At 63.8% G+C, this 25,266-nt stretch carries 23 protein-coding genes; 17 read left to right on the forward strand and 6 right to left on the reverse strand.

Annotated elements, in window-relative coordinates:
• Positions 1-60 precede the first annotated feature (60 nt).
• Positions 61-1,035 (reverse strand): substrate-binding domain-containing protein, encoded by a 975-nt coding sequence (locus tag NKH30_RS01505; protein WP_352918018.1) that lies wholly within the window; start codon positions 1,033-1,035, stop codon positions 61-63.
• 109 nt (positions 1,036-1,144) lie between these two features.
• Between NKH30_RS01505 and NKH30_RS01510 the strand changes: the two genes are divergently transcribed.
• Positions 1,145-2,482 (forward strand): aminotransferase-like domain-containing protein, encoded by a 1,338-nt coding sequence (locus NKH30_RS01510; protein ID WP_352993903.1) that lies wholly within the window; start codon positions 1,145-1,147, stop codon positions 2,480-2,482.
• Positions 2,483-2,507: 25 nt separating this feature from the next.
• On the opposite strand, the gene NKH30_RS01515 is transcribed toward NKH30_RS01510, so the two are convergent.
• Positions 2,508-3,866 carry a trimethylamine monooxygenase gene (locus tag NKH30_RS01515; RefSeq protein WP_352993906.1) on the reverse strand — a complete coding sequence of 453 codons (1,359 nt, stop codon included), beginning with the start codon at positions 3,864-3,866 and terminating at the stop codon, positions 2,508-2,510.
• 259 nt (positions 3,867-4,125) lie between these two features.
• On the opposite strand from NKH30_RS01515, the gene NKH30_RS01520 reads away from it, so the two are divergent.
• The gene (locus tag NKH30_RS01520; protein WP_352502037.1) at positions 4,126-4,848 is read left to right on the forward strand and encodes a helix-turn-helix domain-containing protein; all 723 of its coding nucleotides are present in this window, start codon (positions 4,126-4,128) and stop codon (positions 4,846-4,848) included.
• A gap of 236 nt (positions 4,849-5,084) precedes the next feature.
• Here the strand turns inward: NKH30_RS01520 and NKH30_RS01525 are convergent, their stop codons facing one another.
• Genes NKH30_RS01525 through NKH30_RS01540 form a run of 4 tightly spaced genes read right to left on the reverse strand, consistent with a single transcriptional unit; the run spans position 5,085 to position 8,841 of the window.
• Positions 5,085-6,125, reverse strand: a complete 1,041-nt coding sequence (locus NKH30_RS01525; protein WP_352993909.1) for a heme-dependent oxidative N-demethylase family protein — start codon at positions 6,123-6,125, stop codon at positions 5,085-5,087.
• 9 nt (positions 6,126-6,134) lie between these two features.
• Positions 6,135-7,100, reverse strand: a complete 966-nt coding sequence (locus NKH30_RS01530) for a PDR/VanB family oxidoreductase (protein ID WP_352835197.1) — start codon at positions 7,098-7,100, stop codon at positions 6,135-6,137.
• Positions 7,097-7,693 (reverse strand): dimethylamine monooxygenase subunit DmmA family protein, encoded by a 597-nt coding sequence (locus NKH30_RS01535; protein ID WP_352993912.1) that lies wholly within the window; start codon positions 7,691-7,693, stop codon positions 7,097-7,099. The genes NKH30_RS01530 and NKH30_RS01535 overlap by 4 nt, the downstream gene beginning before the upstream one ends.
• Positions 7,694-7,707: 14 nt before the next feature.
• Entirely contained in the window at positions 7,708-8,841 is a 1,134-nt protein-coding gene (locus tag NKH30_RS01540) for an aminomethyl transferase family protein (RefSeq protein WP_352993914.1), read from the reverse strand.
• A 286-nt stretch (positions 8,842-9,127) separates the two neighbouring features.
• Between NKH30_RS01540 and NKH30_RS01545 the strand changes: the two genes are divergently transcribed.
• The 15 genes from NKH30_RS01545 (at position 9,128) to NKH30_RS01615 (ending at position 24,899) form a co-directional block, all read left to right on the forward strand.
• A complete protein-coding gene (locus NKH30_RS01545; RefSeq protein ID WP_352993915.1) occupies positions 9,128-9,415 on the forward strand; it encodes a hypothetical protein in 288 nt (95 codons plus the stop codon).
• A gap of 11 nt (positions 9,416-9,426) precedes the next feature.
• Positions 9,427-9,804, forward strand: coding sequence for a hypothetical protein (locus NKH30_RS01550; protein ID WP_023673992.1), 378 nt, complete (start codon positions 9,427-9,429; stop codon positions 9,802-9,804).
• Between the two features lie 15 nt (positions 9,805-9,819).
• Positions 9,820-9,981, forward strand: coding sequence for a hypothetical protein (locus NKH30_RS01555; RefSeq protein WP_023673991.1), 162 nt, complete (start codon positions 9,820-9,822; stop codon positions 9,979-9,981).
• Between the two features lie 15 nt (positions 9,982-9,996).
• Positions 9,997-11,397: an APC family permease gene (locus tag NKH30_RS01560; RefSeq protein ID WP_352755444.1), complete on the forward strand. Its 1,401-nt coding sequence runs from the start codon at positions 9,997-9,999 to the stop codon at positions 11,395-11,397.
• A 46-nt stretch (positions 11,398-11,443) separates the two neighbouring features.
• Positions 11,444-12,124 carry a hypothetical protein gene (locus NKH30_RS01565; protein WP_352502041.1) on the forward strand — a complete coding sequence of 227 codons (681 nt, stop codon included), beginning with the start codon at positions 11,444-11,446 and terminating at the stop codon, positions 12,122-12,124.
• Positions 12,121-12,453: a hypothetical protein gene (locus NKH30_RS01570; RefSeq protein WP_352502042.1), complete on the forward strand. Its 333-nt coding sequence runs from the start codon at positions 12,121-12,123 to the stop codon at positions 12,451-12,453. The genes NKH30_RS01565 and NKH30_RS01570 overlap by 4 nt, the downstream gene beginning before the upstream one ends.
• A gap of 84 nt (positions 12,454-12,537) precedes the next feature.
• Complete coding sequence (locus tag NKH30_RS01575) at positions 12,538-13,431, forward strand: class II glutamine amidotransferase (RefSeq protein WP_352878500.1); 894 nt, start codon at positions 12,538-12,540, stop codon at positions 13,429-13,431.
• A gap of 4 nt (positions 13,432-13,435) precedes the next feature.
• Positions 13,436-14,170: a GltB/FmdC/FwdC-like GXGXG domain-containing protein gene (locus NKH30_RS01580; RefSeq protein ID WP_352993917.1), complete on the forward strand. Its 735-nt coding sequence runs from the start codon at positions 13,436-13,438 to the stop codon at positions 14,168-14,170.
• A 6-nt stretch (positions 14,171-14,176) separates the two neighbouring features.
• Positions 14,177-15,505, forward strand: coding sequence for an FMN-binding glutamate synthase family protein (locus tag NKH30_RS01585; RefSeq protein WP_023673984.1), 1,329 nt, complete (start codon positions 14,177-14,179; stop codon positions 15,503-15,505).
• Between the two features lie 33 nt (positions 15,506-15,538).
• Positions 15,539-16,846 carry a type III glutamate--ammonia ligase gene (glnT, locus tag NKH30_RS01590; protein WP_023673983.1) on the forward strand — a complete coding sequence of 436 codons (1,308 nt, stop codon included), beginning with the start codon at positions 15,539-15,541 and terminating at the stop codon, positions 16,844-16,846.
• A 36-nt stretch (positions 16,847-16,882) separates the two neighbouring features.
• Positions 16,883-18,136: a sarcosine oxidase subunit beta family protein gene (locus NKH30_RS01595; protein ID WP_352993920.1), complete on the forward strand. Its 1,254-nt coding sequence runs from the start codon at positions 16,883-16,885 to the stop codon at positions 18,134-18,136.
• A gap of 17 nt (positions 18,137-18,153) precedes the next feature.
• Complete coding sequence (locus NKH30_RS01600) at positions 18,154-18,429, forward strand: sarcosine oxidase subunit delta (RefSeq protein ID WP_352993923.1); 276 nt, start codon at positions 18,154-18,156, stop codon at positions 18,427-18,429.
• A 223-nt stretch (positions 18,430-18,652) separates the two neighbouring features.
• Positions 18,653-21,634 carry a sarcosine oxidase subunit alpha gene (locus NKH30_RS01605; protein WP_352993926.1) on the forward strand — a complete coding sequence of 994 codons (2,982 nt, stop codon included), beginning with the start codon at positions 18,653-18,655 and terminating at the stop codon, positions 21,632-21,634.
• Positions 21,627-22,256, forward strand: coding sequence for a sarcosine oxidase subunit gamma (locus tag NKH30_RS01610; protein ID WP_352993929.1), 630 nt, complete (start codon positions 21,627-21,629; stop codon positions 22,254-22,256). The genes NKH30_RS01605 and NKH30_RS01610 overlap by 8 nt, the downstream gene beginning before the upstream one ends.
• A gap of 273 nt (positions 22,257-22,529) precedes the next feature.
• Positions 22,530-24,899 (forward strand): trimethylamine N-oxide demethylase, encoded by a 2,370-nt coding sequence (locus NKH30_RS01615; RefSeq protein WP_352849907.1) that lies wholly within the window; start codon positions 22,530-22,532, stop codon positions 24,897-24,899.
• The last annotated feature ends 367 nt before the right edge of the window (positions 24,900-25,266 follow it).

Raw genomic sequence — 25,266 nt, forward strand, 5'->3', positions numbered from 1 at the left:
GGCGAATATGAAGCTGATTGTCCTCATGGCATTCTCCTTCGTGTTCTTCGTTGTACGTTGTCAGGCTGCGGTGGCCCGCGATCTGGCCTCGAAAGGAAACAAGGCTTCGGCGGAAATCGGTTCCGCCAGAATGCCCTGGGCATGGAGCTCGGTGACGAAATCCTCGATCATGCGCCGGTTGGCCGGCAGGCCGCTGGCGTTCCAGGAGGCAGGCAGGTCGCGCCCCGCATGAAGCAGCTCCTCGAGGATCCAGGGCGAGGTATCGGCATATTTTCGGCGCTTTGCCGTCCAGACGCGCTGGCTTTCGTTGATCAGCCTGGCGAGTTCCTGCGGCAGCCAGGGGTGCTCCCTGGCCACTGCCGCCTTGACGGCGACCAGATGCATGCCCGGGACATAACCGACGTCGGCGAAATAGGCGCGTTCGGCCGCGCGAAAATCGCGCAGCACTTGCCGGAAGCCGGAAGCCGGGCCGAAAAAGCCGTCCGGCATGAAGGGCGTGAAAACGGCGTCGAGCTCGCCTTGCGACAGCAGCTCGATCATCGGGCGCTCGCCTGGTGCTGCTTCGATGCGCCCCGGCCTGCCGAATCCGTCGAGGCGATCGGCGATCGGGTGCTCCGATGTCAGCCTGCCGGCGAACCAATAGGCATCCTCGACGCCGACGCCTGCCCGGCGAAGTGCCGCGCGCGTCCATGTGTTGCCGGAATCGCGCCAGCCGGTCACGCCGATGCGTTTGCCGGCAAGGTCGGAAAGCCGTTCCAGCGGGCTGGCCTCGACCGTTATGATGCAGCGATGGCGAAAGCCGCGCATGATGAAGCACGGTGTTCCAACCACCGTGTCCCTGCCCGAAGCCATGGCCGACACATAACGGCTGAATGAGACCTCCGCCGCATCGTAGTTCGGATCGGTGCCGAGATCCGGAATGAGCGTGGCGACGCGGTCAACCTTCACCGACAAGCGGCTCGAAGCGACGTCACCCAGCACCAAAGGGGTGAGATAGTCCCAATCGCGGGTGGCTATGGTGATGGAGACGGGCATCGGCATGAACTTCAAAGCTATGTTTGACCGGCGATTGGTAAATGTTTATTTTTGGCCGATCAAATGTTATTATGTTATTGAACATTAGCTTTGATGGTCGCGGGTGCCGATGGATTTCGATGCAGGATGGTTCGCTGAACGCCTTGGCGACCGCACGATGCGCGGCATCGCGCGCGAGACCGGAGCGCTGATCAGAAGCGGCGCGCTGCCTGTCGGCGCAAAGCTTCCGCCGGTGCGCGATCTGGCCTATGTGCTTGGCGTCAGCCCGGCGACGGTCTCGCAGGCGTGGAGCGAGTTGCGGCGCTACAAGATCATCGGCGGCCGCGGACGCAACGGCACCTGGATCATGGGCAACCGCTTTGCCGCCCGGCCCGAGCGCCACATGAGCGGCGGCAATTACGGACAGGATGTTCTGAACCTGGCGATCGCGGAGCCCGATGTGAGGCTCTTGCCGCCGCTCGACATCGCGCTGGCGCATGGTGCGCGCGCCGAAAAGCTCAACAGCTACGAGCGGGTGCGCATCCTGCCCGAGCTGGAGGCGGCAGTGCGCCCGTCATGGCCGTACGATCCCGGCGCGTTCCTGGCCACCAATGGCGGTTACAACGCCATCTACACCTTGCTGCATGCGCTGGTCCCGCCGGGAGCGCCGGTGGCCATCGAGAACCCGACGGCGCTTCGCCTGCTCGACATCCTCGAGGATCTCGATGTGCCGATCATCCCGGTAGACTGCGACAGCGACGGTCCCTTGCCGGATGCACTTGCCAACGCTCTGCGGCAGCGGCCCGTCGCGTTCCTGTTCCAGCCGCGCGTCCATTCGGTGACCGGCGCCTGCATGTCGTCGGCGCGGCTGGAAGTCATCGGCGACCTGCTCGCCGGCACCGACGTGCTGATTGTCGAAGATGACGGCGTCGGCGATATTGCCTCGGCGCCGCGCATTTCGCTTGGCCGGCGTTTTCCCGATCGCGTCGTCCATATCCTGTCCTATTCCAAGACCCACGGCCCGGATTTGCGGCTCGCCGTGCTGTCCGGATCGGCGACGATCGTCGAGCAGATCCAGTCCTACCGCAGCTTCAGCTCGGGATGGACCAGCCGCATCCTGCAGGCGGCCACCGCCTGGCTGCTGCACGACCCGGCCACGGCCGCCCTGGTGGAGCAGGCGAAGGAGGTATACCGCGGCCGTCGCGAACGGCTCGCCGGCGAACTGGCCAAACGCAATGTCGATATCGACGCCGGACACGGTCTCAGCGTCCTCATTCCGGTTGCTTCGGAACCTTACGCGATGGTCACGCTGGCCGCCCACGGCATCGCGGTCCATGCCGGGGCGAAGTTTTCGACCGGAAAAACGAACGCTGTCCGCGTCGCGACCAGCATTCTGAACGAGGAGCACCTCGAGCACGTCGCAAATTCCCTGGCGCTGGCGGCCGACCCGGCGCGGGAAGTTGTCTGAGGCAAGTCAATCGCCGTTCGGACTGCTACTCCGCCGCCACGCCCTTCATCTCGAGATAGCTTTCCATCGAATCGTCCATCGCCTGCAGCCAGGGCGTATGATGCAGCGGCGCCATCGTGCCGGTCATCAGCGAGCGGTAGGCATGGTCGCGGAAGCCCATAATGTCTTGCGCCTTGTGGTGCTCCCACTCCATGAAGGTCTGATTGACAGCCTCGACATCAAAGCCCGGATAGTCGGTCTGCTCCATCAGCTCCCTGGTGTAGTCGCCCTGGAACCAGATCATCTGCTCGGCGTCTTCAAGCGTTTCCTCGCGTGCCCGCCATTTCCGGCCGTGCTCGGCCATGGCTTCGGCCGAGGGCAGATTGATGCGGCCCATGATGACGTCGCGGGCGAACCAGGCCTGCGCGTCGAACATGTTGAAGGTGTAGAACTGGTCCTGCATGCCGATATAGGACAGCTTCGGGTTTTTCTCCCAGACGACGCCCTCGTAGAGCCCGTCCGGCCACATGCGGTTGGCGGTCTTCAGCTTCAAATCCTCGGTGAGGAACGGGAAGGAATGGAGGTAGCCGGTGCACAGGATGATGGCGTCGACGTCTTTGGTGCTGCCGTCCTTGAAAAGCGCCGTCTTGCCGACGACCTTCTGCAGAAGCGGCACTTCCTTCCAGTTCTCCGGCCATTCGAAGCCCATCGGCTTCGAGCGGTAGCTGGAGGTGATCGATCTGGCGCCGTATTTGTAGCATTGCGAGCCGATGTCCTCGGCTGAATAGGAGCGGCCGATTATCAAAATGTCCTTGCCCTTGAATTCCATGGCGTCGCGGAAATCGTGGCTGTGCAGGATACGGCCGTTGAAGGTCGAAAAGCCCTCGAAATAGGGAACGTTGGGCACGGAGAAATGGCCCGAGGCGACGACGACATGGTCGAACTCTTCCGAGTAGGTGACGTCGCTGGTGCGGTCATGCGCGGTGACGGTGAATTTTTTTGTCGTTTCGGAGAAGGTGACCATGCGCACCGGGCTGTTGAAGCGCACCCATTGGCGCACGCCGGATTTTTCGACGCGGCCCTTGATGTAGTCCCACAGCACGGCGCGCGGCGGATAGGAGCCGATCGGCCGGCCGAAATGCTCCTCGAAGGTGTAGTCGGCGAATTCGAGGCATTCCTTCGGGCCGTTCGACCAGAGGTAACGGTACATCGAGCCGTGCACCGGGTCGCCGTGCTCGTCGAGGCCGGTGCGCCAGGTGTAGTTCCACAGGCCGCCCCAGTCGGACTGCTTTTCGAAGCAGACGATCTCGGGAATGTCGGCGCCCTTGTCGGCAGCCGACTTGAAGGCCCTGAGCTGAGCCATGCCGGACGGCCCGGCTCCGATGACGGCAACACGATCTTTCATTGCGGGCCTCCCGATCTCATTTCCCTAACGAAACAAATTTCACTGACAGGACAGTAATTGCCCCTTCGATGCTGTCAACAGGGCTTGTCGCGAAACCGCGTTTCGCCCAGCTGGATTTCCAAGCGACGCAGTAGCTCGGGCGAAATCCAGACATTGCGCAATTCGACACGGGTGGCTTGCCGTGGCAGTTGCGCTTCTGTATCGGCACCGAATATGTTCACCGTGAGTGAAATGAATCGGCAAGGTCCGGGGTGGCAACATGGCGAAAAAAGCATCCAGTCTAAAGCCCGCTGCGGCCGTCGTCGCCGCCAAGGCCAAGCCGTCGGTCGCTGCAGTCGATCCGCGCAAGATACGCGCGCCGCTCACCCAGAACCCGCACGCCATTCGCGACACCCGCGAAAAAGTCCTGGAGGTCGCGATCGGCCGCGAGGTGCGGGCCTTCCGCAAGAAGCTCGGTATCACCGTCGCCGATCTGGCTGCCGCCACCGACATTTCGCTTGGCATGCTGTCGAAGATCGAGAACGGCATCACCTCGCCATCGCTGACCACGTTGCAGGCGCTGTCGCGGGCGCTCGGCGTTCCCGTCACCGCCTTCTTCCGCCGCTTCGAGGAAGAGCGCAGTGCCGTCTTCGTCAAGGCCGGCGAAGGCCTCGACGTCGAACGCCGCGGCACGCGCGCCGGCCACCAGTACAATCTGCTCGGCCATATCGGCTCCAACACCAGCGGCGTCGTCGTCGAACCCTATCTGATCACGCTGACCGAGGATTCCGACGTGTTCCCGACCTTCCAGCATGAAGGCATGGAATTCCTCTATATGCTCGAGGGCGAGGTGGTTTACCGGCACGGCAGCAATCTCTACCCGATGAGGCCTGGCGACAGCCTGTTCTTCGACGCCGATGCGCCGCACGGACCGGAAGTGCTGAGCGTCCTGCCGATGCGGTATTTGTCGATCATCTGTTATCCGCAGAGCAGCGCGGGGTGAGCCGGAGATGAGGGCGCGCAAGCAATCCTGGATCGCTGCACTCCACGGCCACGGTAACGGCATGGATCCTAGGGTCTCTGCTACGTTGAACTGCAGGGCAAGCTCGTCCTCGATTGGTCGCAAGGGGGCTAAAGGCCGGCGCTCTACGGCGCCCCCCTCTGCCCTGCCGGGCATCTCCCCCTCTTGGGGGGAGATTGGCAGCTTGAGAGGGCAGCGCAAATATCAGCAGGAAAAACTCAATCCGGCCCAAAACCCACCGACGTCGCACTGCCGTCATCCAGCTTCGACAGCCACTCGACCAATGTCGCACGGTAGCGCGTCAGACCCTTGTAGTTGGCGAGTTCGTCGGGAAGGTCGCGGATGACGCGGTGCAGCCGCCTTGCCCATTTCGGCTGCGTCACCAGCTCGTCCATCTTGATCAGGTAGCAGCGGATCGGGAAGACGATCGAATTCGAGCGCGGCAGCCGCCAGAAGCTTTGCAGCTCGACGCGAAGATGCACCTTGTCGCCGACATTCTCGGGCGTCACCGTGGCGCGGTCCGGACCCCATTTGTGGTAATTTTCCGGGCTGGTATCGAGGCGAGGATTGATTGTCATCGTCCAGTTCAGCCGGCGCGCCGGCTTGCCCTGCTGGATGTTGGTGAGGAATTTTAGCGCCCGGACGAAGATGCCCTTCTCATGCGCCAGCGGCACCGGCGCGTGCCATTCGAAGAAGTTCATGCCGATGTCGAAATCGAGCGACCAGTCGGCCTGGGTGGTGACCATGCCGGCATCCATCCACAGATTGCCGTCGCGCTGATCGAGGATGCAGAAATCGCCCTGGCTCTGCCGGGTGATGTACTCCATCGGCCCATAAGGCAGGGTCGAGACGTCGCCGAAGGTGAAGCTGTCGTCGATGCCGAGCGGCCGGTTGATCCAGCGCCAGCGGTCGCCATGGCGCGTCAGCGTGAAATGCTCGGGATAGCCCAGCGCCTGCTGCTCCATCAAAAGCTCGAGCAGATCCCAGCCGGCCAGCGTCATGTGCGGCAGCGACTGGCAGCGCAGCGGGTCCTCGGCCAGCACCAAAGCGCGGTCCTGCATCTCGGCGACATAGTGCTCGTCGACGTCGATCAAATTCTCCAGCACGCTGCCCTTCGGCCCGACGACATGCGGTTCGATGTTGACCGCATACATGTAGCTGTCTTCGTGGAACGGGAACGGGAACCGCCTGATGTGCTCGGGGCTGTTCCTGAAGGTGAAGTCGTCGCGGAAGGTTTCCTTGCGAAAGGTGATGCCCAAGCTCGCCTCCTATCTTTCCAGCACCAGCGACCTGCCCTCGAAGCGCGAGACGCAGGGCATGATCTTGCAGCCCGAACGGTGGTCTTCCTCGCTCAGCCAGTGGTCGTTGTGGATGAATTTGCCGTCATGCGAAATGACGTTGGTCTCGCACTGGCCGCAGACGCCACCGCGGCAGAGATAGGGCGGATCGACGCCGGCCGCCTCGATCGCCTCAAGCAGGCTCTGCTGCTCGTCGACACGGATTGTCTTGCCGCTGAGCGCCAGCGTCACGTCGAAGGGCGCGCCGGGCTGGGGTGCGGCGAAATGCTCGAAATGGACAGTCTCGGGAGGCCAGCCGAGGGCGGCGGCACGCTCGCGCACCCAGCCAATCATGCCCGACGGGCCGCAGACATAGAGATGCGTGCCAAGCGGCTGCGACGACAGCAGCCGGTCGAGATCGACGCGCTCGTCGCGGTCGTCGTGATAGAGCCTGACCCGGCGGTCGTAGCGCTCCCTGAGCAGGTCGGCATAGGTGCCTAGCGAGGCGGTGCGGCAGGTGTAATGCAATTCGAAATTGCCGCCTTCCGCCGCCAGTTGCGCGGTCTGCGCCATGAACGGCGTGATGCCGATGCCGCCGGCCAGCATCAGATGCTTCCTGGCGCGCAGATCGAGCGAGAACAGGTTGACGGGATAGCTGACCACCATCTCCGTGCCCGGCCTGACCTGCCTGTGCATGAACAGCGAGCCGCCGCGGCCGGCGTCGTCGCGGCGCACCGAGATGGTGTATTCGCGGGTGTCGAGCGGCGAGCCCATCAGCGAATAGGGATTGAGCCTGGTGCGTTCGCCATCGCGCATCTCGACGACGACATGGGCGCCGCCGGAAAAGGTCGGCAAAAGCTCGCCGTCGCGCCGGCGGAAATGAAAGCGCGTCACCAGCTCGTTGACCGGGACGACATCACTGACGACGACATCGAGCTTGGTGGTGCCGGTGCTCATCGAAAGACCTCCTCGATCGGAGGAATTTCGCTGCGGTCCTCGGCGTTGATGCAGACGCCCTGGAAGGCGGCGAGGCGCCGCGAATAGTGATCGCGCACCAGAAGCAAGAGGCCGCAATGCGAACAGGTTGCTGGCTGCGTCGTCACGTTGTCGGTGATGCCCTTGCAATGGACGCACTGCATGCGGCGCGCCAGCGAGCCGCGATGCTCGGTCTGGATCGAGGTGTGGTCGATGCCGGCTTCGAGCGCCGCCTGCATGGCCTGGCCGATAAGCCCTTCGGTGCCGGCGAGATAGAGCCTGAGGCCCATATGGGCGTTGGCCAGCGTCTGCTTCAGCCGCGGCAGGGCGCTGGCGAAGGAATGGCCGAGGTAGAACTGCGCCGGCTTCAGTGCTTCGAGCGCATCGGCATATTTACCGTCGCGGCCGGGAATGAAGATGATGTGGGCGCCGCCGAAGAAATCCGCCGGTGCCTTGGCGGCCAGATCGGCAATCGCCAGCGCTCCCTCTGCGTCCGCTACGAAAAGATGATGCTTGCCGGGCTGCGGAGACAGGGTCCCATAGACCGGCCGGCTGATGATGCTTTTCGCTGCCATACCCGCAGTATGCCTCAGCCTTTCGCCGTGCGCTTGGTCTTCTTCGGATCGTCGAAGGGAAGCGGCTCGGCGGTTGCGCTGATGGTGCCGCTCTTGTTGCGGATCTCGAGCCTGGTGCCCTGCACCGCGCAGTTGACGTCTAGCCGGGCAATGCCCATCGATTTTTTGACCAGCGGCGAATACATGGCGCAGGTCACCACGCCGACCTTTTTGCCGTCGCGATAGACCGGTGCGCCCTCGTCGGCCGGCTCCTTGCTTTCGAGCAGCACGCCCAAGATCTTGAAGCGCTCCTTGCCCTTGAGGCGGTAGTGCTCCTCGGCACCGCGAAAGCCCGTCTTGCCGGGGCTGACGGTGAAGTCGAGACCAAGCTCCCACAGCGTGTCGCCCGGGCCTTCGTTCTCAAACGGGTATTTCTGCGAATTGTCGTAGGGGTAAAACAGCAGGTAGCTCTCGACGCGCAGCATGTCGAGCGTGGTGAAGCGGCACGGGATGATGCCGGCGCTCTTGCCCTCGTCGAGGATCCTGTCCCAGATCGTTCCGGCGTCCTGGCCACGGCAGAAGATCTCGTAGCCGCGCTCGCCGGTGTAGCCGGTGCGCGAGATCATCACCGGGAAGCCGAACAACTGCGTCTGCATGTGATGGAAATAGTTGAGGTCGCGAATGCCGGGCACATGCTTTGCCAGATAATCCACGGCTAGCGGCCCCTGCAGCGAAAGGTCGTGCAGATTGTCGTCGAAGCGCAGCGACACGTCGCGACCGACCGAAGCGCGCTGCAGCTCTTCATGGCCGGTGCCCGAGCCATGCACGACCATCCAGGAATTCGGGCCTGTGCGGTAGAGGATGCAGTCGTCGGTGAACTTGCCGGCCTCGTTGAGCATGCAGGCATAGGCCGACTTGCCGGGATAGATCTTTTCGACGTCGCGCGTCGTCGCCAGATCGATCAGGTGCGAGGCGTGCGGCCCGGTGATGTGGACCTTCTTCAAGCCGGACACGTCCATCAGGCCGGCCTTGGTGCGGATGGCGATATACTCTTCGTCGGCGTCCTTGTCGTAGGTCCAGGCGGTGCCCATGCCGCTCCAGTCCTCGAGCTTCGAGCCGAGCGCGCGATGGCGATCCGCAAGCGTCGAAAATCTCCAGGATGCCGTCATCCGCTGTCCTCCGTTCGAAAGAAACTTTTTTGCTTTCCCCTGCTCCCTGCACACAGGCGGGAGCGTTGCCTTGAATATTGATCGCAAACGCCGGGAGCCTGCAATACCCGTAAGCAAATAATTTCATTGTCAGGCAAATCCGGCGCGCCCAAACAAACGGTTAACGTCGCGTAAAATCGTCTTGACAATTCCAGAATTCGGCCGGATTTTATGAAAAAAATTTCACTCTCTTGAAAGAGGGCAATGACCGGCCAATCCGGACCGGCGTTGAAAAAGGGGAAAGCCGATGTCCGACCTGCAACAGCGCGTGGAAGCGTTGTACCGTTCCGACGTGCGTGGATCCATGCTCCTGATCATCTGCCTGTGGGCGACGATCCTCTTTGTCCTGTTCATGACATGGCCATACGTCCCCGACCCAGGCATCAAGCTCGTCGTCGCGGTCGCCGCCGCCGCCGTGCTGATCTTCAACACGGCCGCCATCCTGGCGATGGTCAACCACTACAAGGAAGACAAGGACTTCATCTACGGCCTCGACATCAAGAACGCCGACGCCTACCGCAACCGCAAGTCCTGAGGGGGAGACGCATGGCCCGCTATACACCGCCCGAACAGAGCAAGGCCGGACAGGTTTTCGATATCGCCGTCGTCGTGGTCGCGATTTTCGTCGCGCTGTGGCTGCCGCTGAAACTAGGTCTGGCAGGGGCGGCAAAATCCATCGACGCGCTCGACGCCAAGACGTGGGAAGCGCTCGGCCAGAACCCGACCATGGCCTCGATCTGGGAAAAGCTCGGCTACACGCCGGAAACCGCGCACGACATCATCCAGAACCGGTTCCACTACATCATCGACTGGCCGACGCTGATCATTATGGCGGCGGTGCTGATCGGCTATTTCATCTTTCTGTTCCGCGCATCGGACCGCGAATACCGCGACGTCATCGACGAAAAGTTCGGCGACAAATAGATAGGAAGCATCGTCATGTGGGTGGCACTCTCTTACGCATGCTGGGGCATCTCGATCGTGCTCGCGCTGTGGATGCTCTACGACTGGTTCAAGATCGACACGACCTATTCCGAAGAGATGCTGACCTCGTCCAGGGAAGGCGAACTTGAAGCCGTGTCCGAAAAACACCGGATCTGAGTGGGGGATTGAACGATGACGATCACGGCTGAACCAGCGGTGCAAGTGCAGGGCGACAGGGTTTCACTGCTCAGGGTGCTCGGCCCCGCCCATGTCTGGGCGCTCGGTGTCGGCATCGTTCTGGTCGGCGAATTCACCGGCTGGAATTTCGCGGCGGACAAGGGCGGCGCGCTGGCGGCGCTGATCGTCTGCTGGATCGTCGGGCTGCTCTACACCTCGGTCGCGATGATCGATTCCGAAGTGACCTCGACGGTTGCCGCCGCCGGCGGCCAATATGCGCAGGCCAAGCACATTGTCGGGCCGCTGATGGCCTTCAACGTCGCGCTGTTCCTGGTCTTTGCCTACACCATGCTCGAAGTGTCGGACGCGATCCTGCTCGGCGACACCATCGTCGCCAAAGCCGGCGTCGAGGGCCTCACCCACAATTCCTTCATCGCCGCGACAATCGTCGTGCTGGCATGGCTGAACTATCGCGGCGTGCTGATGACGCTTAACGTCAACTTCGTCATCACTGCCATCGCCTATGTCTCGATCGTCATCCTGTTCTTCTCGGTCAGCCCGTGGACGCAAGGCGCCGTGCTCAAGCTCAACGAGTTGGTGACCCCGGGCAACGCCCTGCCCTATGGCTGGATCGGCGTCATCGCCGCCTTCCAGTTCGGCATCTGGTACTATCTCGGCATCGAGGGCACCACGCAGGCCGCCGAGGAAGTGCGCTCGCCGGCGCGCTCGCTGCCCTATGGCACGATGGCCGGCATGATCACGCTTTTGATCGCCGCCGCCATGACCTGGTATGTCTGCGCCTCGCTGATGCCCTGGGAATATCTCGGCATCACCTATTATCCGCTGTGGGACGCGGGCAAACTGACCGGCAGTGCGCTGCTGGAAAACCTGTTGTTCATCGCGACGCTGCTTGCCGCGCTCGCCTCCGCCAATGGCTGCATCAACGACGCCGCGCGCGCCTGGTTTTCGCTCGGCCGCGACCGCTATCTGCCGACCTGGTTCTCGGCGGTGCATCCGAAATACCGCACGCCCTATCGCTCGATCCTGTTTCTGCTGCCGATCGCGCTCGCCTTCGCCTTCATCGCCGACCTCAACCAGGCGATCACCTTCTCGATCCTGTCGGGCGTGCTGCAATACACCTTCATGAGCATCAACATCATTATGTTCAGGAAAAAGTGGCCGCTCGGCTCGATCCGCCGCGGCTACACCCATCCGTTCCACCCGCTGCCGGCGATCGTCTTGTTCTGCCTTTGCGTGGTCACCTTCTTTGCGATCTTCCTCGGCTTCGGCTCGCAGCTGATCGCCATGGTCGCCTTCTACTTCCTGATCTCGCTGTGGTTCCACTTCTACCGCTACAAATTCGTGCGCCGTGGCGCCCAGTTCACCATGCCGTGGCCGAAGCCGCAGGGCTACTGACGGCGCGCCCGGTCTGGGCGGGCATTTGTGTGACGAGGTGCGTTAGGTGATCTCAGCATTGCTCGCCGGGGCGGTTGCCCTGGCTCTCTTCCTCCATATAGCCTGGCTCGCGCGGGCCAGCCGCGCCAAGGCCTCGACCGGGCTTGCCGCCGACGAAGCCGGCGTCCGCGCCGTCATCCCCGACGCGGCCAACGTCTCGGACGGCACCGCCGGCGTCGTCACCTTCGCCGGCTCGTGGAACGGTCGGCGGGTGCAGGTACGGACCATCGTCGACACGCTGGCGATAAGGAAGCTGCCGGCGCGCTGGCTGAGTGTTTCGATCACCGAAAAGGTCGCGATACCAGGCACTTTCGATATGATGATGCGGCCCGGATCGCCGACGACTTTTTCCAATTTCGATCATCTCGTCCATCCGCTGCCGAAGGCGGCGGGGTTTCCGGCCGAGGCGGTGCTGCGGAGCGACCGCAAGGGCGTGCGCTTCCCCGAAGCCATCATCGCCGGCCACCTCGATGTCTTTGCCGAGGAGCGCGCCAAGGAATTGCTGATCACGCCGAACGGCGTGCGCATCGTCTGGCTGCTGGCCGAGGCCGAGCGGGCGCGCTACGGCGTATTCCGGCAGGCCGAATTCGGCGCGGTCAGGCTCGATCCGGTGCTGATCGAGAGGCTGCTGTCGTCGGCTTCGGCGCTGCGCGATGCCATCAATCAAAGCGAACGGCAAGCGGCATGATCAGCCAGATCACCACCTCCCCCGCACCACCGAGCCCCTATCTGGTTCTGGGCGCTGCGATCGTTTTGCCGGCGAGCGGGCATGTCGTGCTCGGCGTGCCGGTGCGCGGCCTGCAATTCCTGTTCTTCATGGTGATCCTTGCCTGGATCACCGCCAAGATCGCGCCGCCCGACGCCAGCTTCGTCGGACGCCATGCCGGCGGCTTCCTGATCTATGCCCTGTCGATCCTGGATGCCTACAAGATCGCCCGCATCCGCTATGCCAAATGGGTTCACAATGGCGGCCAGCGCAGCGATAGTGCGGCCGGCGGCGCCTCAGCCGATATATAACGACAGGAAAATTTTTTTCATACCAATTGAATTCCCGGGACTCATTCGATACATCTCGGAGGGAACAAACTCGCGGAGGCTGACATGTGCGGAATCGTCGGACTGTTTTTGAAGGACAAGTCGCTCGAGCCCCAGCTTGGCGCGATGCTGTCGGAGATGCTGATCTCGCTCAGCGATCGCGGTCCCGACAGCGCCGGCATCGCCATCTATGGCGCGTCCTCCAATGAAGCCAAGATCACCATCCAGTCGGCCAAGCCGGAGCGCGATTTCCGCGGCCTCGACGCCGAACTTGCCAAGGCAATCGGCGCGCCGGTGAGCATTGCTGCGAAGTCGACGCATGCCGTGGTCCGGACGACGCCTGCCAAGATCGACGAAGCACGCGAGACGATCCAGGCGCTGCGCCCCGACATCCGCATCATGGGCGCCGGCGACGTCGTCGAAATCTACAAGGAAGTCGGCTTGCCCGAAGCGGTCGTCGACCGTTTCGGCGTCCGCGAGATGACCGGCACGCACGGCATCGGCCATACCCGCATGGCGACCGAATCGGCGGTGACGACGATGGGCGCGCATCCGTTCTCGACCGGCGCCGACCAGTGCCTGGTCCATAATGGCTCGCTGTCCAACCACAACAATGTCCGCCGCGAGCTGATCCGCGAAGGCATGACATTCGAGACCGAGAACGACACCGAGGTCGCTGCCGCCTATCTCTCCTCGCAGATGGCGCATGGCAAGAACCTCGGCGAGGCGCTGGAAGGCACGCTGAGCGATCTCGACGGGTTTTTCACCTTCGTCGTCGGCACCAAGAACGGCTTCGGCGTGGTGCGCGACCCGATCGCCTGCAAGCCCGCAGTAATGGCCGAAACCGACCAGTATGTCGCCTTCGGCTCGGAATATCGTGCGCTCACCAAACTGCCCGGCATAGACAATGCGAAGGTCTGGGAACCCGAGCCCGCAACCGTCTATTTCTGGGAGCATTGAACCAATGCCGGCAATTAACCTCTCCAAGGCGGCTCGCGAGCCGGGCCATGCGTCACGGGTCTTCGATCTGGCCGAAATGTCGCTGCGCGAGCTCAACCAGGCGCTGCACGATCTGGCGCCCGGTTCGAACGAGACCGCCTGGGAGGTGCTCCACCCGCGAGGCAGCCATTCGGTCGCCGTCGGCGTCGACCAGCCGCTCGCCATCGATGTGCGCGGCAGCGTCGGCTATTATTGCGGCGGCATGAACGACGGCGGCACCATCACCGTGCATGGCTCGGCCGGGCCCGGCGTCGGCGAGAACATGATGTCCGGCCAGATCGTCGTCAAAGGCGATGCCAGCCAGTATGCCGGCGCCACCGGCCGGGGCGGGTTGCTCGTCATCGAAGGCAACGCGTCGTCGCGCTGCGGCATCTCGATGAAAGGCATCGACATCGTCGTCCACGGCAATATCGGCCACATGTCGGCTTTCATGGCGCAGTCCGGCAACCTCGTGGTGCTGGGCGACGCCGGCGATGCGCTCGGCGATTCCATCTACGAGGCGCGGCTTTTCGTGCGCGGCAAGGTCGAAAGCCTCGGCGCCGACTGCATCGCCAAGGAGATGCGGCCCGAGCATCTCGAATTGCTGCAAGGCTTGCTCGACCGCGCCGGTGTGACCGGCGTCAAGGCGACGGAGTTCAAGCGTTATGGCTCGGCTCGTACCCTCTACAATTTCAATATCGACAACGCCGACGCGTATTGAGGCTCAATGACCTATCGCAACCCGCCGACGACGCCGCGCAAATCCGCGACCTTCGACGACTACACGCTTTCCGAGATCCGCCGCGCCGCGGCGACCGGCATCTATGACATCCGCGGCGCCGGCGCTAAGCGCAAGCTGCCGCATTTCGACGACCTTCTGTTCCTCGGTGCCTCGATCTCGCGCTACCCGCTCGAAGGCTATCGCGAGCGCTGCGACACCAGCGTCGTGCTCGGCTCGCGCTATGCGAAAAAACCGATCGAACTGAAAATCCCGATCACTATTGCCGGCATGAGCTTCGGCTCGCTGTCCGGCCCGGCGAAGGAAGCGCTTGGCCGCGGCGCGACGCTGTCCGGCACCTCGACGACGACCGGCGACGGCGGCATGACCGAGGAAGAGCGCGGCCATTCGAAGACGCTGGTCTACCAGTATCTGCCGTCACGCTACGGCATGAACCCGCGCGACCTGCGCCGCGCCGACGCGATCGAAGTGGTCGTCGGCCAGGGCGCCAAGCCAGGCGGCGGCGGCATGCTGCTCGGCCAGAAGATCTCCGACCGCGTCGCCGAAATGCGCACGCTGCCGAAAGGCATCGACCAGCGCTCGGCCTCGCGCCACCCCGACTGGACCGGGCCGGACGACCTCGAGATCAAGATCCTCGAACTGCGCGAGATCACCGACTGGGAAAAGCCGATCTACGTCAAGGTCGGCGGCGCGCGGCCCTATTACGACACCGCGCTTGCGGTGAAATCGGGCGCCGATGTCGTCGTCGTCGACGGCATGCAGGGCGGCACTGCGGCGACCCAGGAAGTGTTCATTGAAAATGTCGGCCAGCCTACGCTTGCCTGCATCAGGCCGGCCGTGCAGGCGCTGCAGGATCTCGGCATGCACCGCAAGGTGCAGCTGATCGTCTCCGGCGGTATCCGCAACGGCGCCGACGTCGCCAAGGCGCTGGCGCTCGGCGTCGATGCGGTGTCGATCGGCACGGCAGCGCTTGTCGCGCTCGGCGACAACGACCCGCGCTGGGAGGCGGAATACAACGAGCTCGGCACCACCGCCGGCGCCTATGACGACTGGCATGAGGGTCGCGACCCGGCCGGCATCACCACGCAGGATCCCGAGCTAATGAAACGGGTCGATCCGATTGCGGCCGGCCGACGGCTGGCGAATTATCTTAAGGTAATGACACTTGAGGCTCAGACAATCGCCCGCGCCTGCGGCAAGAACAGCCTGCACAATCTCGAGCCCGAGGATCTTGTGGCCTTGACGATCGAAGCCGCCGCCATGGCCGGCGTGCCGCTGGCCGGCACCAACTGGATACCGGGCAAGAACGGCTTCTAAGACAAACCAAATGCCAGTAAGCGAGGAACTATAATGGGGAACGATCTCGCCGCCTTCGCCAAGGAAAAGGGCGTCAAATATTTCATGATATCCTACACCGACCTGTTCGGTGGACAACGCGCCAAGCTGGTGCCGGCGCAGGCGATCGCCGACATGCAGCGGGACGGTGCCGGCTTTGCCGGCTTTGCCACCTGGCTCGATCTGACGCCGGCGCATCCCGACATGCTGGCGGTGCCGGATCCGGCCTCGGTGATCCAGTTGCCTTGGAAGCCGGAGGTCGCCTGGGTCGCCGCCAACTGCATCATGGACGACAAATCGGTCGAGCAGGCGCCGCGCAACACGCTGAAGCGGTTGATCGCCGAGGCTGCTGGCGACGGCATGCACATCAAGACCGGCGTCGAGGCCGAATTCTTCCTGATCTCGCCGGATGGCAAGACGATTTCCGACGAATATGACACGGCGTCGAAGCCCTGCTACGACCAGCAGGCGGTGATGCGCCGCTACGACGTGATCGCCGAGATCTGCGACCACATGCTGGCGCTCGGCTGGGGCGCCTACCAGAACGACCACGAGGACGCCAACGGCCAGTTCGAGATGAACTGGGCCTTCGACGATGCGCTGGCGACCGCCGACAAGCATTCCTTCTTCAAATTCATGGTGAAATCGGTCGCCGAAAAGCACGGCCTGCGCGCAACCTTCATGCCTAAACCCTTCCAGGGCCTGACCGGCAATGGCTGCCATGCGCATATCTCGGTGTGGGACAAAGACGGCAAGACCAATGTCTTTGCCGATAATGCGATGGAGCTCGGCCTGTCGGCCAAGGGCAGGAATTTCCTCGGCGGCATCATGAAACATGCGTCCGCGCTTGCCGCCATCACCAACCCGACGGTCAATTCCTACAAGCGCATCAACGCACCGCGCACCATCTCCGGCGCCACCTGGGCGCCGAACACGGTGACCTGGACCGGCAACAACCGCACCCACATGGTGCGCGTGCCCGGCCCCGGCCGCTTCGAGCTGCGCCTGCCGGACGGCGCGGCAAACCCCTATCTGCTGCAGGCCGTCATCATCGCCGCCGGCCTTGACGGCGTCCGCTCGAAGGCCGACCCCGGCCGGCGCTACGATATCGACATGTACCAGTTCGGCCATACGGTCGAGGGCGCGCCGAAGCTGCCGCTCAACCTGCTCGACGCGTTGCGCGAGTTTGACAACGACAAATCGCTCAAGGCGGCGCTGGGTGAGGAATTCTCGTCGGCCTATCTAAAGCTCAAGCAGCAGGAATGGAATTCCTATGCTTCCCACTTCACCCAGTGGGAGCGCGACCACACGCTCGACATCTGATCCGGAATTGTTGCACGCCCGGCGCGAAACAGGTTCATGAAATACTCGATCTTCTCCCTCGCCCGGGCGGCATTTTCCGGCCATAAGAACTGGCAGCGCACTTGGCGCGACGCCAGCCCGAAGAGCCACTACGACGTGGTGATCATCGGCGGCGGCGGCCATGGCCTGGCGACGGCATGGTTCCTCGCCAGCGAATACGGCATCAGGAATGTCGCGGTGCTGGAAAAGGGCTGGATCGGCTCCGGCAATGCCGGCCGCAACACAACCATCATCCGCTCCAATTACGGGCTGCCCGGCAATACCGGCTTCTACGAGCTGTCGATGAAGCTGTGGGAGCGGATGGAGCAGGACCTCAACTACAACACCATGGTCAGCCAGCGCGGCGTCATCAACCTCTACCATTCCGACGCGCAGCGCGACGCCTATGCGCGGCGCGGCAACACCATGCGCATCAACGGCATCGATGCCGAACTGCTCGATCTGGCGGCGGTCAGGAAGATGATGCCGTTCCTGAACTTCGACAACGCACGTTTCCCGGTGCAGGGCGGCCTCTTGCAGCGACGCGGCGGCACGGCACGACACGATGCCGTGGTCTGGGGCTACGCGCATGCGGCGAGCGCGCTCGGCGTCGACATCATCCAGAATTGCGAAGTGACCGGCTTTGTCCGCGATGGCAGCGGCAAGGTGACCGGCGTCGACACGAGCCGCGGCAGGATCGGCGCAGGCAAGGTCGGCATGGCGGTCGCCGGCTCCTCGTCGCGCGTCGCGGCGATGGCCGGCATGCGGCTGCCGATCGAAAGCCATGTGCTGCAGGCCTTCGTCTCGGAGGCGATCAAGCCGCTGATCCCCAATGTCATGACGTTCGGCGCCGGGCATTTCTACGTCAGCCAGTCCGACAAGGGCGGCCTGGTCTTCGGCGGCGATATAGACGGCTACAATTCCTACGCCCAGCGCGGCAATCTGCCTGTCATGGAAGACGTCTGCGAAGGCGGCATGGCGCTGATGCCGATGATCGGCCGGATACGGCTTCTGCGTCAGTGGGGCGGCATCATGGACATGTCGATGGACGGCTCGCCGATCATCGACAAAACACCGGTCGACGGGCTCTATCTCAACGCCGGCTGGTGCTATGGCGGCTTCAAGGCGACGCCCGGCTCCGGCCTGGTCTTTGCCCATCTGCTGGCGCGCGACGAGCCGCACAAGGAGGCTGCCCGCTTTCGCCTCGACCGCTTCCGGCGAGGTGCGATGATCGACGAAAAGGGCCAGGGCGCCCAGCCGAACCTGCATTGAAGACTGGCTGAAGAAGCATGCGCATTGTCTGTCCCTTCTGCGGCGAACGCGAACTCGGCGAGTTCACCTATCTGGGCGACGCCAAGCCGGTGCGTCCGGCGGCCGGCGCCACCGAAGACGAGGTCTTCGACTACGTCTATCTGCGCGACAATGTCGCCGGGCCGATGAGCGAATACTGGTACCATGGCGGCGGCTGCCGGGCCTGGCTGAAGGTCGCCCGCAACACGCTGACGCATGAGATTTCCTCCGTCGAGCCGGCGGCCGGCGTTGGTGCGAGGCAGGCTGCAAGATGAATTCTGTCCAGGTTAGCGCCGCCCCTCACCTGCCTGCCGGCCTCCTCTCCCCGTATAGAGACGGGGAGAGGGGCGCCGTCGCCGATTGTTTCGCCAATCATCGACGTTCCCTGAAAGGCGCCGAGGTTGCGGGCAGCCCCCTTCTCCCCGTCCCTATACGGGGAGAAGTGCCCGGCAGGGCGATGAGGGGCAGCGCGGCGCTCCTGCTTAAGGGCCAGCAAACGTGACCTCCAGCCAGCCCTATCGTCTCGTATCAGGCGGTCTCATCGATCGCGCCGCGCCGCTGGCCTTCCGCTTCGACGGCAAGAGCTTTGCCGGCTTCCAAGGCGACACGCTGGCCTCGGCGCTGATCGCCAATGGCGTCAAGCTGGTCGGCCGCTCGTTCAAATACCATCGGCCGCGCGGCATCCTGACCGCTGGTTCGGAGGAGCCCAACGCGCTGGTCGAACTGCGCAGCGGAGCGCGGCGCGAGCCGAACACCAAGGCGACCACAGCCGAACTCTATGACGGGCTCGAAGCCGCCAGCCAGAACCGCTGGCCGTCGCTGCGCCACGATCTGATGGCAGTCAATCAGCTGTTCGCGCCGATCTTCGTCGCCGGCTTCTACTACAAGACCTTCATGTGGCCGGCGAAATTCTGGGAAACGATCTACGAGCCAACGATTCGCCGCGCCGCCGGGCTCGGCCGCGCTGCTGGCGTCGCCGATCCCGACCATTACGACAAGGCGTGGGCGCATTGCGACGTGCTGATTGCCGGGTCCGGCCCGGCCGGGCTGGCTGCGGCACTGGCGGCCGGGCGCGGCGGCGCCCGCGTCATCCTGTGCGAGGAAGATTTTGCGCTTGGCGGCCGTCTGCTCGCCGACGGCGGCATGATCGACGGCGCGCCGGCGGCCGAATGGATTACGCGCACGCTGGCCGAACTCGCCGCACTGCCCGATGTCCGCATCATGACCCGCACGACATTGTTCGGCGTCTATGATGGCGGCACCTATGGCGCCATCGAGCGGGTCAACGACCACCTGCCCTCGCCGCCCGAGCACCAGGTGCGCCAGCGGTTGTGGCGGATCGTGGCCAAGCGCTGCGTCGTCGCCGCCGGCGCCATCGAGCGACCGATCGTCTTTGCCGGTAACGACACGCCGGGCGTGATGATGGCTTCGGCGATGCGGACCTATGTCGCGCGCTACGCGGTTACCCCTGCCAGAAGGATCGCGCTGTTCACCAACAATGAGGATGGCTGGCGCACGGTCGAGACCGCGCTTGGCGCCGGTTTGCAGATCGCGGCGGTCGTCGATGCGCGCCCGGACGTCTCCGCCGCGCATCGCGCGCTTGCCGCCAAGGGCGGCTTTGCCGTGCTCAACGGCTCGGTCAGCGGGGTCGAAGGCGGCAAGGACGGGGTCCGGAAAATCGTGGTGGCGCTGACCGGCAGCGCACGGGCGGAAGTCGAAGCCGACGGGCTTGCCGTGTCCGGCGGCTGGAATCCGGCGGTCGGGCTGACCTCCTATCATCGCGGCCGGCCGAAATGGCAGGACGATATCGCAGCCTTCGTGCCGGATGGTGCGCCGCCCGGCATGATGGCCGTCGGCGCCGCCAACGGCGCCTTCGGGCTGGGCGACTGCCTGCGCCAGGGCTTTGCCGCGGGTGCTGCGGCAGCGCAGAGTGCTGGACGCGGCGGCAATGCCGGCACATCGCCGGTCGCCGACAGCGAGGCGTTTTCGCTGACGCCGCTTTGGTATGTGGCCGGCAAAGGGAAAGCCTTCGTCGATTACCAGCATGACGTGACCGCGTCCGACATCGAGCTGGCGCAGCGCGAAGGTTTCGAATCGGTCGAGCATCTCAAGCGCTATACGACGCTCGGCATGGCCACCGACCAGGGCAAGACCTCGAACGTCGCCGGTCTCGCCATCATGGCGGCAATCAGCGGCAAATCGATCCCCGAAACCGGCACGACGATCTACCGCCCGCCCTATGTGCCGGTCGCCATCGGCGCTTTCGCCGGCCATCATCGCGACGAGAATTTTCATGCGACACGACTGACGCCGTCGCATCACTGGGCAGCCGAACAGGGCGCGGTGTTCGTCGACACCGGCCTGTGGAAGCGCGCGCAATGGTATCCGCGCGCCGGCGAAAAGGACTGGCTGGAATCGGTCACCCGCGAGGTCAAGGCGGTGCGCTCCGGCGTCGGCTTCTGCGATGTCTCGACGCTCGGCAAGATCGACGTGCACGGCCCGGATGCCGGCGCCTTTCTCGACCGCGTCTACATCAACACCTTCTCCAGTCTCGCCGTCGGCAAAGCCCGCTACGGGCTGATGCTGCGCGAGGACGGCATCGTCTATGACGACGGCACGACGTCGCGGCTGGCCGAAGACCATTATTTCCTGACCACCACCACCGCCAAGGCCGGGCTGGTGATGCAGCATCTCGAATTCTGCCGGCAGGTGCTGTTCCCCGAATTCGACGTGCAGCTGACATCCGTCTCCGATCAATGGGCACAGTTCTCGATCGCCGGGCCGAAGACCCGGGACCTGCTTCGGGAAATGGTCGATCCGGCGGAGGATTTGTCGAACGAGGGCTTTCCCTTCATGGGGGCGCGGGAAGTCGCGCTTCGCGGTGGCATCAAGGCGCGGCTGTTCCGCATCTCGTTTTCGGGCGAAATGGCGTTCGAGATTTCGGTTCCCGCCCGCTATGGCGAGGCGCTGGTGCGCAATTTGATGCTGGCCGGCAAGCCGTTCGGCGTTACGCCCTACGGCACCGAGGCGCTCGGCGTCATGCGCATCGAAAAGGGCCATGTCGCCGGCCCGGAGCTGAACGGCACGACGACCGCCGCCGACCTCGGGTTGGGCAAGATGATGTCCAGCAAGAAAGATTTCATCGGCCGCGTCATGGCCGGGCGCGAGGCGCTGATTGCGCCGGACCGCCAGGTCGTGGTCGGCATCAAGCCGGTCGACAAGACGCGCCGCCTGCGTTCCGGCGCGCATATCATCCCGAAGGGCGAGACGCCCGGTCCCGATAACGACCAGGGCTACGTCACTTCGGTCTGCTTCTCGCCCATGCTCGACCAGTGGATCGGGCTGGCGCTTGTTGAGCGTGGCCGCGAGCGCATTGGCGAGATCGTCCATGCGCATGACCCGCTGCGCGGCGAAGACTATGACGTCGAGCTGTGCAGCCCGGTCTTCTACGATCCGGATGGAGGGCGCCAGCGTGGCTGAGTTTTCCTGGATTGCCCGCAGTCCGCTGGAGAAAGCGCTTGTTGTCGGCGCCTATGGCGCGCGTGGCACGGCGGCCGGCGTATCGCTCGCCGAGATCCGCAATTTCGACCTGATCCAGGTGATGGCGCGGCGCGGCAAAGCGGCAGAACTGGCGAAGGCCGCCGAAACCCGCTTCGGCGTTGCCGCCCCGGAAACGCCCAAGGCGACCCGAACTCCCGACGCTACGCTAATCTGGTCGGGACCGGATCAGTTCCTGGTCCTGTCCAATGGCGGCAAGCACGCGAGCGAACCGCTGAGCCAGACGTTTGCGCAATCCGCCTCGTTGTCCGACCAGTCGCATGCTCGCGCGCTGATCAGCGTTTCCGGAGAAAAGGCGCGCGCGATGCTGGCCAAACTGTCGTCGCTAGACCTGCACCCCGCGGTGTTCCCGGCCGGCACCGCTGCGGCGACCTCGGTCGATCAGACCAGCATCAATCTCTGGCGCGGCAATGACCGGCCGGACGGACAGGCGGTGTTCAATCTTCTGGTGTTCGCCACCTTCGCCGAAAGCCTGTCGCATACGATACTGGACGCTGCCGCCGAGTATGGCGTCGAGATCGGGCATTCCGAGGAATTGGGGTAGGATTGTGCGCCACCTTCCCTTCTCCCCTTGTGGGAGAAGGTGGCCGAGCGAAGCTCGGTCGGATGAGGGGTGCTCCAGCTTGGCTATGACGGCACTCCGTCCAACACCCCTCAACCGTCTCGGCGCTGCGCGCCGATCCACCTTCTCCCACAAGGGGAGAAGGAAGAGGCGCGCGCCTCGCCTTCACTTGCCAACTCCGGCTCTTCTATCCTATTCTTCCCGCTAAAATAATTTCACACACAGGCAAACTTGTTTCTCGAAACCAAGGTTGAGATGAGCCAGTCGCCCTACCCCGCCGTCGTCGCCGGACCGCCCCGGCCGAGCCTGATCCTGCGGCCAGGCCAGATTACGCTGCCGGCCGGAATGGAGCGCTACACGGTTCAGGGCAATGGCGCGGTGCTGATCGAGGTCGAGGCCGGCGACATTGTCACCGTGCGCGATGTCGAGGGCGGGCAGGCCTGCGAGCTGCTGGCATGGGACAGCAGCGAGGCGGCCGATCCCGGCATTCTCGGCGAGAAATCGAACAGCAATGCCGCCGGCATCAAGGCGCTGCTGGCCGAAGGCGACCACAGCCTCGCATCCTTGCGCCGGGGGCTCGACCGGCGCCAGGTGCAGCTCGACCAGGCGAAGGCGGTTCGCGTTTTCGGCGGCGCCACCCCTGCCGGTACCGAACAGGCTTTTACCGTCGCCCGCGATGGGTCGATGCTGATTGCCGCGCCCGGCGGGCCGATGCTGGTCGACGGCCACGATACGGCGACGCCGCTTAGCGTCATCGTCCGCCGCGCCACCATCCGCCCGGCAGCGAAATCCAGGCTTGCCGACCCGCTGGCCGATCCCGTGCTCGACCTGCGCGTCCATTCGGCGACGGCGGAGGCCTACTTCGTCAAGGCGGGCGACTATCTGCAGATCATCGATGTCGACGGGCGCCAATGCACCGACTTCCAGTGCTTTTCGGCGCGCAAGCTGGACAAGGGCCGCGATCATCCGCTCGACGTGACGACGACGCGCACGCTGATGGGTTCGAGCTATCCGATGCCCGGTCTGCACTCAAAATACTACGACCAGGACATGGAGCCGCTGGTCGAGGTTGTGCAGGACACTTGCGGCCGCCACGATGCATTCGCGCTCGCCTGCGCGGCCAAATATTACGACGACATCGGTTATCCCGGCCATCCCAACTGCTCGGAGAATTTCAACCGCGCGCTGGCCGACAAGGGTGTCACGCCTCGCGCCGGCTGGATGGCGATCAACTTCTTCTTCAACACGGCCATCGACGCGCATGGCGTCGTGGTATCGGACGAGCCGTGGTCGCGGCCGGGCGACTATGTGCTACTCAAGGCGCTCACGGACATCGTCTGCGTCTCGTCCGCCTGCCCCGACGATACGACGCCGGCCAATGGCTGGAACCTGACCGACATCCATGTGCGAACCTATCCCGGCCAGCACAAATTCTCGCGAGCGATCGCCAGACGCATGACGCCCGATTCGGAACCGAAAATGACCCGCGAGACCGCCTTTCATTCGAGCTTTGCCAAGCACACCCGCAACTTCGTCGAGTACAAGGGCTATTGGCTGGCCAATTCCTTCGCCAAGCAAGGCCCGATCGATGAATACTGGGCCTGCCGGCAGGACGCCGTGATCATGGACCTGTCGCCGCTGCGCAAGTTCGAGGTCACCGGGCCGGACTCCGAGGCGCTGCTGCAATACACGCTGACCCGCGACATCAAGAAGCTCGGCGTCGGCCAGGTCGTCTATTCCGCCATGTGCTACGAGCATGGCGGCATGATCGACGACGGCACGCTGCTCAGGCTCGGCAAGGATAATTTCCGCTGGGTCGGCGGCGACGATCTATCCGGCCAATGGCTGCGGGAAACGGCGCAAAAACTCGGCCTCACCGTGCTGGTGCGCTCCTCGACCGACCAGATGCACAATGTTGCCGTGCAGGGACCGAAAAGCCGCGACGTCCTGCGGCAGATCATCTGGACCTCGCCGCTGCAGCCGTCGATCGACGAACTCGAATGGTTCCGTTTCGCCGTCGCCCGCATCGGCGGCGGCAACGGCATTCCGGTCGTTGTCTCGCGCACCGGTTACACCGGCGAGCTCGGCTACGAGATCTGGTGCCATCCGCGCGACGCCGAAAAGGTGTTCGACGCGATCTGGCAGGCCGGCCAACCGCACGGCCTGAAGCCGATGGGGCTGCAGGCGCTCGATATGGTGCGCATCGAGGCCGGGCTGATCTTTGCTGCTCACGAGTTTTCCGACCAGACGGATCCGTTCGAGGCCGGCATCGGCTTCACCGTACCGCTGAAGACCAAGAGCGACGATTTCATCGGCCGCGAGGCACTGATCCGGCGCAAGGAAAACCCGCAGAAGAAGCTGGTCGGCCTCGACGTCGACGCCAATGTCGCCGTCGGCCACGGCGATTGCGTGCATATCGGCCGGGCGCAGATCGGCGTCGTCACCTCCGGCATGCGTTCGCCGGTGCTGAACAAGACCATCGCGTTGGCCAGGCTCGACGTCACGCATTCGGCGATCGGCACCGAGGTCGAGATAGGCAAGCTCGATGGTCACAGCAAGCGGCTGCCGGCGCGCGTCGTCGCCTTCGCCCATTACGACCCGCAAAAGACCAGGCCGCGCTCCTGACCGACGCTGCCTGGTTCTTCCCTTCTCCCTTGTGGGAGAAGGTGGATTGGCACGCAGCGCCAAGACGGTTGAGGGTGCTGGACGAAGTGCGGTTTTGCCAATCTGGAACGCCCCTCATCCGACCGAGCTTCGCTCGGCCACCTTCTCCCACAACAAGGGGAGAAGGAAAGACCGCACCCGTCGGCAGCGCCAGCGAAGCTCGACTGTTTCACAAGCGCAATGTGCACAGCGTCACAAAGCGCTTGACGTGAAAGCGCGTTGGGTCGATCTTCACTGCTAAGAAAAAAATACTACTGAGCGGAAAACGCCTGGGGCCGTTCAACGTGAGCGTCGATGACGCCTCGCGAGATTGCGGCTGTTGCCGATG

The organism is Mesorhizobium sp. M1273 (assembly GCF_040318195.1).
In the GTDB taxonomy this organism is placed as follows: domain Bacteria; phylum Pseudomonadota; class Alphaproteobacteria; order Rhizobiales; family Rhizobiaceae; genus Mesorhizobium.

Excerpts from the sequence above, each read along its gene's own strand:
- NKH30_RS01505 (WP_352918018.1), bottom strand. The coding sequence starts at position 1,035 with ATGCCCGTCTCCATCACCATAGCCACCCGCGATTGGGACTATCTCACC.
- NKH30_RS01510 (WP_352993903.1), top strand. The coding sequence starts at position 1,145 with ATGGATTTCGATGCAGGATGGTTCGCTGAACGCCTTGGCGACCGCACG.
- NKH30_RS01515 (WP_352993906.1), bottom strand. The coding sequence starts at position 3,866 with ATGAAAGATCGTGTTGCCGTCATCGGAGCCGGGCCGTCCGGCATGGCT.
- NKH30_RS01520 (WP_352502037.1), top strand. The coding sequence starts at position 4,126 with ATGGCGAAAAAAGCATCCAGTCTAAAGCCCGCTGCGGCCGTCGTCGCC.
- NKH30_RS01530 (WP_352835197.1), bottom strand. The coding sequence starts at position 7,100 with ATGAGCACCGGCACCACCAAGCTCGATGTCGTCGTCAGTGATGTCGTC.
- NKH30_RS01535 (WP_352993912.1), bottom strand. The coding sequence starts at position 7,693 with ATGGCAGCGAAAAGCATCATCAGCCGGCCGGTCTATGGGACCCTGTCT.
- NKH30_RS01540 (WP_352993914.1), bottom strand. The coding sequence starts at position 8,841 with ATGACGGCATCCTGGAGATTTTCGACGCTTGCGGATCGCCATCGCGCG.
- NKH30_RS01545 (WP_352993915.1), top strand. The coding sequence starts at position 9,128 with ATGTCCGACCTGCAACAGCGCGTGGAAGCGTTGTACCGTTCCGACGTG.
- NKH30_RS01550 (WP_023673992.1), top strand. The coding sequence starts at position 9,427 with ATGGCCCGCTATACACCGCCCGAACAGAGCAAGGCCGGACAGGTTTTC.
- NKH30_RS01555 (WP_023673991.1), top strand. The coding sequence starts at position 9,820 with ATGTGGGTGGCACTCTCTTACGCATGCTGGGGCATCTCGATCGTGCTC.
- NKH30_RS01560 (WP_352755444.1), top strand. The coding sequence starts at position 9,997 with ATGACGATCACGGCTGAACCAGCGGTGCAAGTGCAGGGCGACAGGGTT.
- NKH30_RS01570 (WP_352502042.1), top strand. The coding sequence starts at position 12,121 with ATGATCAGCCAGATCACCACCTCCCCCGCACCACCGAGCCCCTATCTG.
- NKH30_RS01575 (WP_352878500.1), top strand. The coding sequence starts at position 12,538 with ATGTGCGGAATCGTCGGACTGTTTTTGAAGGACAAGTCGCTCGAGCCC.
- NKH30_RS01580 (WP_352993917.1), top strand. The coding sequence starts at position 13,436 with ATGCCGGCAATTAACCTCTCCAAGGCGGCTCGCGAGCCGGGCCATGCG.
- NKH30_RS01585 (WP_023673984.1), top strand. The coding sequence starts at position 14,177 with ATGACCTATCGCAACCCGCCGACGACGCCGCGCAAATCCGCGACCTTC.
- glnT (WP_023673983.1), top strand. The coding sequence starts at position 15,539 with ATGGGGAACGATCTCGCCGCCTTCGCCAAGGAAAAGGGCGTCAAATAT.
- NKH30_RS01595 (WP_352993920.1), top strand. The coding sequence starts at position 16,883 with ATGAAATACTCGATCTTCTCCCTCGCCCGGGCGGCATTTTCCGGCCAT.
- NKH30_RS01600 (WP_352993923.1), top strand. The coding sequence starts at position 18,154 with ATGCGCATTGTCTGTCCCTTCTGCGGCGAACGCGAACTCGGCGAGTTC.
- NKH30_RS01615 (WP_352849907.1), top strand. The coding sequence starts at position 22,530 with ATGAGCCAGTCGCCCTACCCCGCCGTCGTCGCCGGACCGCCCCGGCCG.